Origin of the sequence: Streptomyces sp. UNOC14_S4 (genome assembly GCF_020740835.1) — a bacterium.
GTDB lineage: Bacteria > Actinomycetota > Actinomycetes > Streptomycetales > Streptomycetaceae > Streptomyces.
The window spans coordinates 1-14,356 of sequence record NZ_JAINFC010000165.1; the positions used below are offsets into that span (position 1 = coordinate 1).

Annotated in this window: 14 protein-coding genes and 1 tRNA gene; 5 read left to right on the plus strand and 10 right to left on the minus strand. The window is 70.8% G+C overall.

Annotated features, from left to right (window positions below; translation table 11 throughout):
* The first annotated feature begins 162 nt into the window (after positions 1 to 162).
* A complete protein-coding gene (locus K6I34_RS16800; protein WP_229326966.1) occupies positions 163 to 522 on the plus strand; it encodes a hypothetical protein in 360 nt (119 codons plus the stop codon).
* Between the two features lie 2 nt (positions 523 to 524).
* Entirely contained in the window at positions 525 to 953 is a 429-nt protein-coding gene (locus K6I34_RS16805; protein WP_229326967.1) for a hypothetical protein, read from the plus strand.
* A gap of 56 nt (positions 954 to 1,009) precedes the next feature.
* Here the strand turns inward: K6I34_RS16805 and K6I34_RS16810 are convergent, their stop codons facing one another.
* The 3 genes from K6I34_RS16810 to K6I34_RS16820 form a co-directional block, all read right to left on the minus strand.
* Entirely contained in the window at positions 1,010 to 1,543 is a 534-nt protein-coding gene (locus tag K6I34_RS16810; protein WP_374230944.1) for a GNAT family N-acetyltransferase, read from the minus strand.
* A gap of 12 nt (positions 1,544 to 1,555) precedes the next feature.
* Complete coding sequence (locus K6I34_RS16815; protein ID WP_229326971.1) at positions 1,556 to 2,080, minus strand: RNA polymerase sigma factor; 525 nt, start codon at positions 2,078 to 2,080, stop codon at positions 1,556 to 1,558.
* A gap of 101 nt (positions 2,081 to 2,181) precedes the next feature.
* Positions 2,182 to 3,378 carry a glycerophosphodiester phosphodiesterase gene (locus K6I34_RS16820; protein ID WP_229326973.1) on the minus strand — a complete coding sequence of 399 codons (1,197 nt, stop codon included), beginning with the start codon at positions 3,376 to 3,378 and terminating at the stop codon, positions 2,182 to 2,184.
* A gap of 304 nt (positions 3,379 to 3,682) precedes the next feature.
* Between K6I34_RS16820 and K6I34_RS16825 the strand changes: the two genes are divergently transcribed.
* On the plus strand, positions 3,683 to 4,360 hold the full coding sequence (locus K6I34_RS16825; protein ID WP_229326975.1) for a 1-acyl-sn-glycerol-3-phosphate acyltransferase: 678 nt from the start codon (positions 3,683 to 3,685) through the stop codon (positions 4,358 to 4,360).
* A gap of 59 nt (positions 4,361 to 4,419) precedes the next feature.
* Here the strand turns inward: K6I34_RS16825 and K6I34_RS16830 are convergent, their stop codons facing one another.
* The 5 genes from K6I34_RS16830 to K6I34_RS16850 form a co-directional block, all read right to left on the minus strand.
* Positions 4,420 to 5,244, minus strand: a complete 825-nt coding sequence (locus tag K6I34_RS16830) for an alpha/beta fold hydrolase (RefSeq protein ID WP_229326977.1) — start codon at positions 5,242 to 5,244, stop codon at positions 4,420 to 4,422.
* Positions 5,245 to 5,486: 242 nt separating this feature from the next.
* Positions 5,487 to 7,046, minus strand: coding sequence for an MFS transporter (locus tag K6I34_RS16835; RefSeq protein ID WP_374230945.1), 1,560 nt, complete (start codon positions 7,044 to 7,046; stop codon positions 5,487 to 5,489).
* Positions 7,043 to 7,591, minus strand: coding sequence for a TetR/AcrR family transcriptional regulator (locus K6I34_RS16840; RefSeq protein ID WP_229326979.1), 549 nt, complete (start codon positions 7,589 to 7,591; stop codon positions 7,043 to 7,045). Before K6I34_RS16840 ends, K6I34_RS16835 begins: the two co-directional genes overlap by 4 nt.
* 224 nt (positions 7,592 to 7,815) lie before the next feature.
* Positions 7,816 to 9,246, minus strand: a complete 1,431-nt coding sequence (gene argH, locus K6I34_RS16845) for an argininosuccinate lyase (protein WP_229326981.1) — start codon at positions 9,244 to 9,246, stop codon at positions 7,816 to 7,818.
* Positions 9,247 to 9,341: 95 nt separating this feature from the next.
* Positions 9,342 to 10,535 carry an argininosuccinate synthase gene (locus K6I34_RS16850; RefSeq protein ID WP_229326983.1) on the minus strand — a complete coding sequence of 398 codons (1,194 nt, stop codon included), beginning with the start codon at positions 10,533 to 10,535 and terminating at the stop codon, positions 9,342 to 9,344.
* Between the two features lie 166 nt (positions 10,536 to 10,701).
* Here K6I34_RS16850 and K6I34_RS16855 point away from each other — a divergent pair, with 166 nt between their 5' ends.
* A complete protein-coding gene (locus K6I34_RS16855; protein ID WP_229326985.1) occupies positions 10,702 to 11,250 on the plus strand; it encodes a Uma2 family endonuclease in 549 nt (182 codons plus the stop codon).
* A gap of 95 nt (positions 11,251 to 11,345) precedes the next feature.
* Positions 11,346 to 11,419, plus strand: a tRNA-Pro gene (locus K6I34_RS16860).
* Between the two features lie 148 nt (positions 11,420 to 11,567).
* Here K6I34_RS16860 and ccsB read toward each other — a convergent pair.
* Positions 11,568 to 12,719: a c-type cytochrome biogenesis protein CcsB gene (ccsB, locus tag K6I34_RS16865; protein ID WP_229326987.1), complete on the minus strand. Its 1,152-nt coding sequence runs from the start codon at positions 12,717 to 12,719 to the stop codon at positions 11,568 to 11,570.
* A 151-nt stretch (positions 12,720 to 12,870) separates the two neighbouring features.
* Positions 12,871 to 14,064 (minus strand): amidohydrolase family protein, encoded by a 1,194-nt coding sequence (locus tag K6I34_RS16870; RefSeq protein WP_229326989.1) that lies wholly within the window; start codon positions 14,062 to 14,064, stop codon positions 12,871 to 12,873.
* Positions 14,065 to 14,356 lie beyond the last annotated feature (292 nt).

Genomic DNA, 14,356 nt, shown 5'->3' on the forward strand with positions numbered 1-14,356 from the left:
TTGTGGGCATGCGTTCCGCTAGGGGCGGAACGGGTGGGCACAACCGGACCACCGGGCCGCACCACGACAACGGGGGGTCCGGGGGCGGAGCCCCCGGGTGGGGGCCGATAAAGTCGTCCCCATGCTCAAGCCCCATCCGCACCGCCCCGCAGGGGACCCGCGGTGATCGACGCGCTGACGCTCGCGGTCGGCCTGGCCGCCCTCGCGCTCGCCGCCTGGTGCGGCTTCGCCTTCTCGCGCGACCAGTCCACCAAGGACTGGCACTTCATCGGCATGGCCGTCGTGGCGCTCCTGGCCCTCGTCCAGCTGGTCGTCGGTGTCGTGCGGCTGTCGGGCGGCGACCGGCCCGCGCAGGGCATGGCCGTCTTCATCGCCTATCTGATCGGCTCCGCGGCCGCCGTACCCGCCGCCGGGTTCATGTCGCTCGTGGAGCGGACGCGCTGGGGTTCGGCCACGGTGGCCGCGGGCGGCGTCATCCTGGCCGTGCTCGAAGTGCGGCTCTACGACATCTGGGGAGGCTGACCATGACCGATTCCGAGCCCGCCGCCAAGGCCGCCTTCGACCTCGGTCAGGGGCCGGGCAGGCTGCTGGTCTGGCTCTACGGCGTCTTCACCGTCGCTGCGGCCTCCCGCTCGATCGTCCAGATGATCCTGGACTTCGGCCGGGCCCCGCTCGCCTATGTGCTCTCCGCGGTGGCCGCGGTGGTGTACGCCTTCATCACGTACTCCCTGGTGCGCGGCGGGCCCGCGGCCCGCAGGGCGGCGCAGGTGTGCTGTGCGCTGGAGCTGGCCGGAGTGCTGGTCGTCGGCACGTGGACCCTCGCGGCGCCGTCCGCCTTCCCGGACGCGACGGTGTGGTCCGACTACGGCATGGGCTACCTCTTCATCCCCGTCATCCTCCCGGTGACGGCGATGATCTGGCTCCGCAGGGCGGCCGCGGACCGGACGGGCTGAGTTCGGCCCGTCCGGTCTCCGTCCGGCACGGCGGCGGCCCGGGTCCCGCTTCCGGGTCACGTCCCGGCGAGGACCCCGGCCGCCTTCACCAGCTCGCCGTCGACCTTCGCGTAGCCCCACTTGCGGTAACGCCGCAGGTTCCCCTCCTGGCGGAGCCCCGTGGTCAGCCGGAACCGGCGCGCGCCGAGCTCGGCCGCCAGGCTGTCCTCGACGGCGGTGAGCAGCCGCCCGCCCAGCCCGTGCCGCTGCATGCGCGGGTGCACGATCAGCCCGGCGATCGAGGCCGTGCCGTCCGCGTCGACCGCGCCCCGCACCGAGCCGACGACCTCGTCACCGAGCCGGGCCACGAGGACGCGGCCGCGGGCGAGCTCCGCGCGGAGCCCGTCGAGGCTCTGGGTGAGGGGTTCGATGGTGTAGTCGCCGTACCGCTCCGCCTCGCCGGTGTAGCAGAGGTACTGGAGCTTGAGGATCTGCTCGGCATCGTCTTCGGTCGCCGCAGAGATGGTCACGCTCATGCCCATGTGCGCATGCCTCCCCTTTTCGGTTCGGTCCGCCCTGACAGGAGCCGTCGCGATACACGTCGCCTCCATGGCGCCGGCTGTCTAACGCTCCTTTCCCCCACGTTCAGAAGCGCCAACCTCCGCCGTCAGCATTCTGCGCAGACAACCAAGGCAACGGGAACGGACCGGCCCCAAAGATCCTTGTGAGATACCCAACTCGCCTGCGATTTCCCGGTAGGTCGGGTCTCTGCGGGAGAGCAGCGCGGCGAGCAGTCCCGGGCACCGGCCGGGCAGTCGGCGCACCGCGGCGCGCAGGGCCCGGCCCTCCTCGGCGGCGAGGACGGCCGCCTCCACACAGGACTCTCCCGGCGGTTCGCCCGTCGTCGGGTCGTAGAGCACCTCGCGACGGGCCCGGCGGCGCGCGACGCGGGCCTCGGCCCGGACGGCGGCGCGCAGCCGCAGCGCCGAGACGGACCGGCGGCCGCGGTCGGTGCTCCGGTCGCTCAGCAGCCGCACCCAGACGGACTGTTCGAGGTCGGCGGCCTCGATGCCCGCGGCGGGCGCCTCCGCCGCGCACTCCGCCGCGAGCAGCGGCCGCAGTGCGCTCAGAGATTGGATCGGTGTCATGACGGGCGGGACGTGACCGCCCCGCCCGCCGGTTGCCGACGTGCCGCGCCCTCACCCGTCCAGGTGAGGGCGCGGCACGCGCTGACGCCTGCTGCTTCCGGCTACTTCTTGTGGAAGTCGTTCCGCGCGAGGGCGGCGGTGTCGCAGTTGTCGGAGAAGATGCCGTCGATGCCGGTGGCGAAGTACGTCTTGAACGCGCCGAAGGCGTCGCCGTAGGCGTTGGGGTCGGTGCCGCGCCGGAAGTCGGCGGGCAGGAAGCTGTTCTCGTTGCGCATGGTGTACGGGTGCAGGATCAGGCCCTGCGCGTGCGCGTCCTTGACCAGGCCGGTCGGCTGGGTGAGCTTGTCGTCCTTGCCACGGGGGATGATCAGGTTCAGCCACGGGCCGATGCCCTGGGCGAAGCCCGCGACCCACTTCAGGCCCTTGGGCGTGATCAGGTCGGCGACGGTGCGCGGGTCCTTGGCCTCGACGAAGTCCCAGGGGCGGGTGGGCAGGTCGTCCAGCAGCAGGATCTTCGGGCCGTCGACGCCGAGCCTGCCGAGGCGCTGGAGGCTGCTGGGCTCGAAGGACTGGAGGAAGGTGTGCCCGTTGCGGCCCGCGCGGCCGTAGCGGCGCAGCAGCTTGGCAAGCGGCTCCTCCAGGCCGAGCCCGGCCTTGCGGAAGTAGGTGGGGTGCTTGGTCTCGACGTGCAGCCATATCTTCCGGCCGCGCTCGCGCCCCTTGCGGTCGGCCCACTTGAGGACCTCTTCGAAGGTGGGGACGTCCCAGCGGCCGTCGTAGAGGGTGTTGCGCTGGCGGTTGCCGGGGATGCGCTCGATCGCGCGCAGCGTCTTGAGCTCGGCGAGGGTGAAGTCCTCGGTGAACCAGCCGGTGTGCTTCTCGCCATCGACCGTCTTGGTCGTCTTGCGGGAGGCGAACTCCTTGCGCGTGGCGACGTCCGTGGTGGCCGTGATGTCGTTCTCGTGGCGGCAGACGAGGTGCCCGTCCTTGGTGGGGACGAGGTCCTGCTCGATCACGTCCGCGCCGTTGGCCAGCGCGTACTCGTACGAGCCGAAGGTGTGCTCGGGGCGGTAGCCGCAGGCGCCGCGGTGACCGATGACGGTCGGCGTCGGCAGGTCCTTGTACGAGCCGGAGTCGCCGTGCCCGCGGGCGTACGCCTCGGTGTCGCCGGTGGGGACGGCGCCGCGCTGTGCGGCGCCGGCCGTGCCCGCGCCCCCGCCGAGGACGACCGCCCCGGCTCCGAGGGCCGCGGCGGCCCCCAGGACGGTGCGCCTGCCCGGCCGCTGCTCCTGCTGCATGAACGCTCCTCGCGTTGTCTCGCGTACGTGGTGCTGTGATGCCGTGGTGCTGGTGATGCTTGTCGTGCTGGTGTGCTCGGTGCGCCTGTCGGGCACCTGTCATTCGTCTGGTCGTTCGCGCAGATCGTAAACACGTGCGACTTTCCGACGGGAGGACGAGGGTCAAACTGGGGGCAAACTCATGTCAACACTCCGTATCGGGTGCATGAACCCGGCGTGCGGGCCAGGGGTACCGGCGAGTATGGTCACCCTCGCGCAGGCATGCGCCACCCCACCTCGACCATCACGACCGGAGGGCCGCCCGTTGTCCCGCATCTTGCTCAAGGCGTTTCTCGGATTGCTCCTGCGCGTCCTGTACCGCCCCAAGGTGGAGGGCACGGAGAACATCCCCGGGAACGGTCCGGTGATCCTGGCGGGCAGCCACAACACCTTCGTCGACTCCCTCGTCCTCGCGCTCGTCGTCAAGCGGCAGGTGTTCTTCATCGGCAAGGACGAGTACGTGACGGGCAAGGGGCTCAAGGGCCGTCTGATGGCCTGGTTCTTCGGCTGCTCCGGCATGATCCCGGTGGACCGCGACGGCGGCCACGGCGGTGTCGCCGCGCTGATGACGGGCAAGCGGGTGCTGGACGAGGGCAAGGTCTTCGGGATCTACCCCGAGGGCACCCGCTCCCCCGACGGCCGTCTCTACCGCGGCCGCACCGGCATCGCGCGTCTGACGCTGATGACCGGCGCGCCGGTGGTGCCGTTCGCGATGATCGGGATGGACAAGGTGCAGCCGGGTGGCAAGGGCCGGCTGCGGATCGCCCCCGTGACCGTCCGCTTCGGCAAGCCGCTGGACTTCTCCCGCTACGAGGGCATGGACCGCGACCGCTATGTGCTGCGGGCCGTCACGGACGAGGTCATGACCGAGGTCATGGAGCTGTCGGGCCAGGAGTACGTGGACATGTACGCCACCAAGGCGCGGGACTCCAAGGCCGCCTGACGCGGCCGCCGCACCCCTGACCCGGGCTCACCCCTGAGAACTCAGAGAACTCAGAGGGCTCAGAGAGAGATGCACTGGGGCTGGAAGCCCGGGTCGGCCGGGCCCTTGCGGCCCAAGGCGTTGAGCACCCACTGGGCGACGACCGGGTCCTTGGTCGCCTGGTCGTGCATGAAGGGGTCGAGCGGGCACTTGTCCTGGAGCACGACGTTGGTGAGGTGCTCCTTGGGCCCGGTCAGCAGGGCGCTGGTGTAGGGGACGACGACCTCGTCGTGCCGGGTGGTGATGACGGTGTACTCGGGCCCGGCCGGGGTCTCGTCGCCCTCGTTGAGCTTCTTCATCAGGTCGGAGCCGACCTGCTGGTCCACGCAGGACGGGCAGAAGGTCCAGCCCGCGGGCTTCGCGAGCGGGTTCGTGGTGCCGTGGTTGGAGGGGACGATGCCGACGAGGTCGTTCACCTTGTCCGCGCCGCCGAGGAACTTGACGTAGTAGCGCGGCATCATGCCGCCCTGGCTGTGGCCGACGATGTCGACCTTGGCGGCACCCGTGGCGCCCCGCACGGCCTCGACGAAGTCCCGCAGCTCGGCGGCCGCCTCGGGGATCGGGGCCGTCTCCATGCGCCCGTAGTTGAAGGCGAAGACGCAGTAGCCCGCGTCCTTGAGCTTGGGCGAGAGAGCCGCCCAGTTCTCCGCCATGAGCTTGAAGGTGCCGTTGACGAGCACGACGGGCTCCGGGTGCGCCGAATCCGGCTTGCACGACCAGTCGTTGGCACCGCGCGGCGGTATGTCGAGCACGGAGGCCGAGGCGGGCGTCGCGAGACCCGCGAACCCGAGGGTCGCGGTGGCGGCCGCGGCGAGGAGGAGCCTGACTGTTCTGCGCAGACGCATGGGGGGTGTCCTTTGCACGGGGACTCTCGTCCGAACCACGTTCGACAATGTCGACCAGTGGACGAGATCGTGACGCCCGCATAAGGATCACGTCAAGGGCAAATGTTTCCGGGATAAGTCACATGGACCGGGGCTTGCCGCCCCGGCCCATGTGCGATGTGATGCTCACTTGAGCTCAACCGGACTCAGTCGCGCTCAGCACGCGGCGACGTTCCGTCGTACCCGCGCTCAGTGCTCAGTGTTCAGTGCTCGGCGGAACCCTCCTCCAGGCGCTGGCCGCGCAGGAGGAACCAGGCCGCGACGGCGGTGGCCAGCAGCACGGCCGCGCCGATACCGGCCGCGATGCGCAGCCCCTCGACGAAGGCGTCCTGCGCCGCGGTGAGCAGGGCGTCGCCGGTCGCGCGCGGCAGCTCCTTGGCGGTCTCGACCGCGCCGCCGAGGGAGTCGTGGGCGGTGGCGGCCGCGCCGCCCGGGGTTCCGGCGGGGACGGTGAAGCCGCGGTAGACGCCGGTGACGATCGAGCCGAGCAGCGCGATGCCGAGCGCCGCGCCCAGCTCGTACGCCGTCTCCGAGACGGCGGAGGCGGCGCCCGCCTGTTCCTTGGGCACGCTGGAGAGGATCACGTCGGCGGTCACGGTGAAGGAGAAGCCCGCACCGACGCCGACGACCAGCAGCACCGTGCCCAGGAGGGTGAACGGGGTGTCGGCGTGCAGCAGGCACAGGGCCGCGAGCGCGAGGCCTATCGCCGCGAGACCGCCGGCCACCACGGACCGCACGGACCAGCGCCGGGCGGCCTTGCCCGCGAGCAGACCGGCCGTCACCGCGCCGACGGCGGCGGGCAGTTCGGCCAGCCCCGCCTGGAGCGGGGTGCGGCCCTGCACCAGCTGGAGGAACTGCGACAGGAAGAACACCAGCCCGGCGAGGCCCAGGATGGTCAGCAGGTCGGCGAGGACCGCGCCGGAGAAGCCCCGGTGCTGAAAGAGCCTCATGTCGAGCAGCGGCTTGGGCAGGACGAGCTGGCGCCGGACGAACCACACCATGATCAGCACCCCGGCCGCGCCCGTGAGCAGGTACGTCCAGCCGAAGCCGTACGCCGCGGTCTCCTTGACCGCGTAGACGACGGCCACGATCCCGGCCATCGACAGGCCGACGCTCAGCAGGTCCCACGGGCCGGGCGAGGGGTCGCGCGACTCGGGCAGCAGCTTGACGCCGACGAGCACGAGCACGGCCATGACCGGCAGGTTGATCAGGAAGACCGAGCCCCACCAGAAGTTCTCCAGCAGGAAGCCGCCCACGACCGGGCCGACGGCGGCACCGGCGGAGGCCATGGCACCCCAGATGCCGATGGCCAGGCTGCGTTCCCTGGGGTCGGTGAAGAGGTTGCGGATGAGGGCCAGGGTGGAGGGCATCAGTGTGGCGCCCGCCACGCCGAGCAGGGCGCGGGCGGCGATCATCATCTCGGGGCTGGACGCGTAGGCGTTGAGCACGGAGACGGCACCGAACGCGAGCGCGCCGGTGAGCAGCAGCTTCTTGCGGCCGATGCGGTCGCCGAGGCTGCCCATCGAGACCAGGAGGCCTGCGATGACGAAGGAGTAGACGTCGCCGATCCACAGCAGCTGGGTGCCGGAAGGGCGGAGGTCCTCACTCAGGAACGGGGTTGCGAGACCGAGGACGGTCGCGTCGACGGCGACCAGGAGGACGGCCAGGACGAGGACGGCCAGCGCGAGCCAGCGTCCCGGTCGGGGCGTCTCCGGTGCGTCGGGGGCGACCTTCCGCGGACTCTCGGTATGGCCGGCGATCACGGTTTGGTCCTCCGTTCGGCGCCGCCGAGCAGCAGCTCGGCGACCATGCGGGTGCGGTCCTTGGCCGCGACCCTGCCCTCCTGGACGGCCCAGGCGCCGGAGCCGACCAGGCCGTAGAAGGCCTCGGTGAGCCAGGCGGGCGAGAGGTCGAGCCGGAAGGTTCCTTCTTCCTGGCCGCGGACGAAGAGTGCGGTGACCCGGGCGTCGAGGCGGTTCCAGCCTTCGTTGACCCCGGCTTCGTAGAGCTGGTTCTCGCAGAAGAGGAAGGCGAGGAGGCCGGCGGCGGACTCGGTCTCGGCGATCAGCCGCCGGACGGCGTCGGCCGCGTCGCCCTCCTCGGTCCCGGCCCGGTCGAGGGCGTGCCCGAACTGACGGATGCCGAGATCTTCCAGCGCGCGGACGAGCGCGTCACGGCCGGCGAAGTGCCGGTGCAGCGTCGCGCGGCTGATGCCCGCGGCGCGGGCGATCTCGTCCATGGACGCCGTCGCCTTGCGGGTGAGCAGCCCGGCGGCTTCCTTGAGCACATGGTCACGGTCGACACTCATGAGACGACCATAACCCGAATGAGACGCTGATGTCTCATTCGGGTGGCCGATGTCTCACTATTGATCGCGTACGGGTCGCTGCATCATGCGGCTCCGCCACCTGGGCTGCGCCCCGAAGGGGCGCGGGGCAGTATCAATATGCGGCTCCGCCGCGTGGGCGCGACCAGCCACACCGGACCCGCACCCGCGCGCGCAGCGCAAGAGGCACCCCGGCAGGCGCGGGATCAGCGCCGGGCCCCGGCCCACTCCCGCTGCACCGCGAGATCGGCCTTCACCTCGCCGAGCTGCACGGCGACAGCGGACGGCGCCGTACCGCCCCGCCCACTCCGCGCGGCAAGCGCACCCGGCACATTGAGCACGGTGCGCACCTCAGGCGTGAGGTAATCCGAGATGGCCGCGAACTGCTCGTCCGTGAGCTCATCGAGCTCGATCCCCCGCACCTCGCACTCCTTGACGCACTCCCCCGCCACCTCGTGCGCGACGCGGAACGGCACACCCTGCTTCACAAGCCACTCCGCGACATCCGTGGCGAGCGAGAAACCCGCCGGGGCGAGCTCCTCCATCCGGGCGCGGTTGACGGTGAGGGTCGCCATCATCCCGGTGAAGGCCGGGAGCAGGATCTCCAGCTGGTCGCAGGAGTCGAAAACGGGCTCCTTGTCCTCCTGGAGGTCGCGGTTGTAGGCGAGCGGCAGCGCCTTGAGGGTGGCGAGCAGGCCGGTCAGGTTGCCGATGAGCCGCCCCGACTTGCCACGCGCGAGCTCGGCGATGTCGGGGTTCTTCTTCTGCGGCATGATCGAGGAGCCGGTGGAGAAGGCGTCGTGGAGGGTCACGAAGGAGAACTCCTTCGTGTTCCAGATGATGACCTCCTCGGCGATCCGCGACAGGTCGACGCCGATCATCGCCGTGATGAAGGCGAACTCGGCGACGAAGTCCCGGGAGGCCGTCCCGTCGATCGAGTTGCCCGCGGAGCCGCGCTCGAAGCCCAGGTCGGCGGCGACCGCCTCCGGGTCGAGGCCGAGGGAGGAACCGGCGAGCGCCCCCGAGCCGTACGGGGAGACGGCCGTGCGCGTGTCCCACTGCCGCAGCCGCTCCGCGTCCCGCGAGAGCGCCTGGACATGGGCGAGGACGTGGTGGGCGAAGAGCACGGGCTGGGCGTGCTGCAGATGCGTACGCCCCGGCATGGCCACGTCCGCGTGGGCCTCGGCGAGGCCGACGAGCGCCTCCTGGAGGTCGGCGAGCAGGCCGCCGATGATCCGCGCGTGGTCGCGCAGGTACATCCGGAAGAGGGTGGCGACCTGGTCGTTGCGGGACCGCCCGGCGCGCAGCTTCCCGCCGAGGTCGGGGCCGAGCCGTTCCAGCAGCCCGCGCTCCAGGGCGGTGTGCACGTCCTCGTCGGCGATGGTGCCGGTGAAGGTGCCCGCCGCGACGTCGGCCTCCAGCCGGTCGAGGCCGTCGGTCATGCGTCCGAGCTCGTCCGCGGTGAGCAGGCCCGCCTTGTGCAGGACGCGGGCGTGGGCACGGGAGCCGGCGATGTCGTAGGGGGCCAGACGCCAGTCGAAGTGGACGGAGGCGGAGAGCCTGGCCAGTGCCTCGGCGGGCCCGTCCGCGAACCGGCCTCCCCAGAGCCGTACGTCGCCGCTGTTGCCGTTGCTCACGTGCTTGCTCCTCGGAAAAGGTACGGATGGTGTGCGGCCGCCTCCCCGCCACGGGGCGGGGAGGCGGCGTCGCACGAGGGATAACGGTCCGGGGGTCAGACCAGGTCACGCTTGGCGGCGATCTTCGACGAGAGGCCGAAGATCTCGATGAAGCCCTTGGAGAGCGACTGGTCGAAGGTGTCGCCGGTGTCGTAGGTGGCGAGGTTGAAGTCGTAGAGCGACTGCGGGGACTTCCGGCCGGTGACGACGGCGCGGCCGCCGTGCAGGGTCATCCGGATGTCGCCGGTGACGTGCTGGTTGGCCTCGGCGATGAAGCCGTCGAGGGCCCGCTTGAGCGGCGAGAACCACAGGCCGTCGTAGACGAGCTCGCTCCACCGCTGCTCGACCTGCCGCTTGTAGCGGGCGAGCTCGCGCTCGACGGTGACGTTCTCCAGCTCCTGATGGGCGGTGATCAGGGCGATGGCGCCGGGCGCCTCGTAGATCTCCCGGGACTTGATGCCGACGAGCCGGTCCTCGACCATGTCGATCCGGCCGATGCCCTGGGCCCCGGCCCGCTCGTTGAGCTGCTGGATCGCCTGGAGCGGGGTGACGGCCGCACCGTCGATGGCGACGGGGACGCCCCGCTCGAAGGTGATCACGACCTCGTCGGGGTCGCGGGGAGTGGCGGGGTTCGCCGTGTAGTCGTAGACGTCCTCGATGGGGGCGTTCCAGATGTCCTCCAGGAAGCCGGTCTCGACGGCACGCCCGAAGACGTTCTGGTCGATGGAGTACGGCGACTTCTTGGTGGTGGCGATGGGGAGCTGCTTGGCCTCGCAGAAGGCGATGGCCTTGTCCCGGGTCATCGCGTAGTCCCGGACGGGGGCGATGCAGGTGAGCTCGGGGGCGAGCGAGGAGATCCCGGCCTCGAACCGGACCTGGTCGTTGCCCTTGCCCGTGCAGCCGTGGGCGACGGTGCTCGCGCCGTGCTTCCTGGCGGCGGCGACGAGGTGCTTGACGATCACCGGCCGGGAGAGCGCGGAGACCAGGGGGTAGCGGTCCATGTAGAGGGCGTTGGCCTGGACCGCCGGGAGGCAGTACTCCTCGGCGAACTCGTCCTTGGCGTCGGCGACCTCCGCCTCCACCGCACCGCAGGCGAGCGCGCGCTTGCGGATGACGTCCAGGTCCTCGCCGCCCTGGCCGACATCCACGGCAACGGCGATGACCTCGGCGCCCGTCACCTCGGCGATCCAGCCGATGGCGACGGAGGTGTCCAGGCCGCCCGAATAGGCGAGTACGACGCGCTCGGTCACGGGGTTCTCCTCTTACGGTGCGATGCGCTTTCCATGCGCTGATGGGTATAACTATGCAGTGTGCCGCATGATTCGTCAATAGCTCGTGTAGGTGAATCGGTCGGGCGTTCCTGTCGGCAGGGCGGCCTACGATGCGACTATCGAGACGCCCGAGCAGGGGAGGTTGATGACCATGACCGTGCAGGACGACATCCTGGCGCGGACTGCCGAGCACATGGCGGCCGACGTCGAGGGCTTCAAGATCGAGGTGATCGGGGACCAGATCGTCATGACGCCGCAGAGCAACATCCAGAGCTGGACCATCCGTCGCGTCCAGAACGCCGCGGAAGCCTCCGGCATCGCCGAGGAGCGGCTCCTGTCCGATGTGCTGATCCAGTTCCCGGGAGAGCCCTCACGCTGCCCCGACGTGGCAATCCTTGAGGAAGGCGCCACCGAACCGTATTCGCACGAGGCCGTACTGGCTGCGATCGAGGTCGTCTCCAGCAAGAACGACAGCAGGGACTACGCGATCAAGGTGGAGCAGTACGCCCGGTACGGCGTCCCCGCCTTTCTGATCATCGACCCGTTCCGTGCCCGGTGCACGCTGCTCGCCCGGCCCAAAGGCGACACCTATGCGGCACGCGAGGAGTACGAGTACGGCGAGACAGTCACCCTGAGCCTGGCCGACGGCAGCAAGGTCGACATCCCCACGGACAAGTTCAAACGCAAGGACTGACCCCCTCCCCCGACCCCCGATTTGGATCACGGCGCCAAACAGGATACTTTTCTCTTGCACGCACCGCCGGGGGAAACACCGGAGGGAAGCGGCACCGGGACGTGGCGCAGCTTGGTAGCGCACTTGACTGGGGGTCAAGGGGTCGTGGGTTCAAATCCCGCCGTCCCGACACCGGGGAAACAGCCCCTGACCTGCGAAAGCAGATCAGGGGCTGTTTCGCGTCCCCGACGTCGGCGCCGCCGCGGAATACATCGGTCCTCGGGTGCGGCTCCGTGGAGAACCGCACCCGAGGACCGATGTACGTGAGGTCGCCGGACTCAGACGCCCGAGTAGGAGTGCTTGCCCCCGAAGAGGAAGTTCACGCCGTAGTAGTTGAAGATGTACGTCGCGAACGCGAACAGCGCGATGTACGCGGCCTTGCGGCCCTTCCAGCCGGCCGTGGCGCGGGCGTGGAGGTAGCAGGCGTACGCGGTCCAGGTGATGAAGGACCAGACCTCCTTGGGGTCCCAGCCCCAGTAGCGGCCCCAGGCGTCGCCCGCCCAGATGGCGCCCGCGATGATGGTGAAGGTCCACAGCGGGAAGACGGCGGCGTTCACCCGGTAGGCGAACCGGTCCAGGGTGGCCGCGGCGGGCAGTCTGGACATGATGTCGTTGCCCATGACCCGGATCCACAGCAGCGGCCGGGAATCTCCCCGGGCGCCCTCGGCCAGCCGCCGTTCCAGGGCGCTGACGCCACCGTCGGCGAGGCGGAGCTCGTAGCGGTCGCGCAGGAGGTAGCCGAGCGAGGACACCGCGCCCAGGTAGAGGACCGCGCCGCAGAAGATGGCGGTGGAGACGTGGATCCACAGCCAGTACGAGTGCAGGGCCGGGACGAGCTGGGCGCTCTCGGTGTAGAGCCAGGTGACCGCCACACCCAGGTCCAGCAGGACGGTGGTGACCAGCGGCAGGCCGATCCAGCGCACGTTCTTCCTCGCGAGGAGCAGGGCGAGGTACACCCCGACGGCCACGGTCGCGAAGGTCGTGGAGAACTCGTACATGTTGCCCCACGGCGCCCGCCGCACCGACAGCGAGCGGCTCACCACCGCGCCCGCGGACAGCAGGAAGCCCAGGGTCACGAGGGAGACGGCGATGCGTCCGTAGAGGTCGCCCTGCTCGTCGCCGCCGTGGGCGCCCGGGCCGTCCGCGATGTCGCGGGCGCCCTCGGCGGCGCGCCCGACGACCTTCGGCCGCTCCAGCACCGCCGTACCGGCGCCGCCCGTCTTCGCGACGCGCACCTCGGCCGTGACGGTCGTGGCGCGGCTCCCGCCCCTGGCCGCGAGGGCGGCCGCCGTACGGCCGACCTTGCTCCGGGTACCGAAGATCCATTCGGCGATCAGCGCGAGGAAGGCCAGGGTGTAGACGGCCATCGACGAATAGATCAGGACGTTGCTGATGTGCGCCAAGCTCTCGTTGGCGACGGCCAGATTCACTTCTCCACCCCTTTGAAGGTTTCGGGCTGCGGGCCTGGCACGGCCGGCGCCGACCCGTCAGCCTAACCGTCGCCCTCCGGGGCCCCCGCGCGCGGTCCCGGCTCCCGTGACGTGGGCAAGGCGGCACGAGCGGCCGCCCCCTGACGCGGCCTCACACGACGCGCGCACCGCCCCGGAAGACCGCGGTCACCGCGTGCACCGCGGTGACGTCGGCGAGCGGGTCCCCGGCCACCGCGACGAGGTCCGCGTCGTAGCCGGGGGCGACACATCCCTTGTGGCAGGCCACGCCGCAGACGCGCGCCGCGGTGGAGGTCGCGGCGCGCAGGGCTTCGAGCGGGGTGAAGCCGAGCTCCACCATCGCGGTGACGCTGTGGGGATGGCCGCCGTGCGGCCTGACCGGGAAGGTGCCGGAGTCGCTGCCACAGGCCATGATCACTCCGGCCTGGCGCATCGCGTCCAGCCCCGCGACCGTGCCGGGCAGGCGCCGGGGGACGTGGGGCGGTGGCGGCACACCGGGCAGCGAGCCGAAGGTGAGCGAGGCGGCGACGCCCGCGCGGAACATCTCGTCGATCACCCGGCGGTCGTAGTCGACCCCTTCCCCCGCGCCCTCGGTGTCCTCGGCGTCCTCGGTGGCGAAGAAGCAGTGCTCCACGGAGTCGAAACCGGCGGCCACGGCGTCGGCGATCCCCGCCGCGGAGTGCGCGTGCGCGGTGATCGGCAACTCGTGCCGGTGCGCCTCCCGGACGACGGCGCGGAGCTCGGTGTGCCCGTACTGCGCGTGGTACGGGTCCGATTCGGGGGTCAGGTCGCCGCCGGTCACCATCACGTGCACGACGTCGACGCCGCGCTCCGCGCGCTCGCGCACCGCCGCGCGCAGCCCCTCGACGCCCTTGGCCTCGCCGCCGAGGAACCAGCAGTGCCCGCCGGGTACGGTGACCGGCGGGCCGGAGGCGAGCACGCGCGGCCCGGCGGCGGGGGCCTTCGCGGTCTCCTCGCGCAGCCGCAGCGCGAGATAGCCGCGGTCGCCCAGGTCCCGTACGGTCGTCACGCCCGCGGCGAGCGTGGCGCGGGCCGCTGCCCGCATGCGGGCGAGCAGTTCCTCGTCGTCGGCGTCGCGCAGGCTGCCCACCACGTCGTCGCTCGCGTCGAAGGCCAGGTGGACGTGGGTGTCCACGAAGCCGGGCAGCAGCGTCGCCCCGCCGAGGTCGACCAGCTCCGCACCGACGGGCGGCTCCCCGCCGGCCCGGACGTCGACGATCCGGCCCTTCTCCACCAGCACCAGCGGCCGCTCCACGAGCTCCGGCCCCGCCCCGTCGAACAGCGAACGCGCGCGTACGGCGAGCATGGTTCCTCCTGTGTTCAATTTGCCGATGGCCACCATCAATTTCCCTGTGGGGGCCACCTGTTAAGCCAGGCGCGGGCATGATTTCGCCGGAGGGCGGGGGAAGTCGCGCGCGGAGAAACAGCAAGAGGGGCGCGGGCCCTACGGCCCGCGCCCCTCTCCCGCGAAAGGGTCTCCGGCTGTTGAGGGTTTTGCTTAGGGATCCTGGTGGATGCTGCGTAGCAGAGCGTGGGTGGATTTGTAGGTGATTCCATCCCGCTTCCAGCGATGGTGTGATGTTCATGCCGGTTTGGGG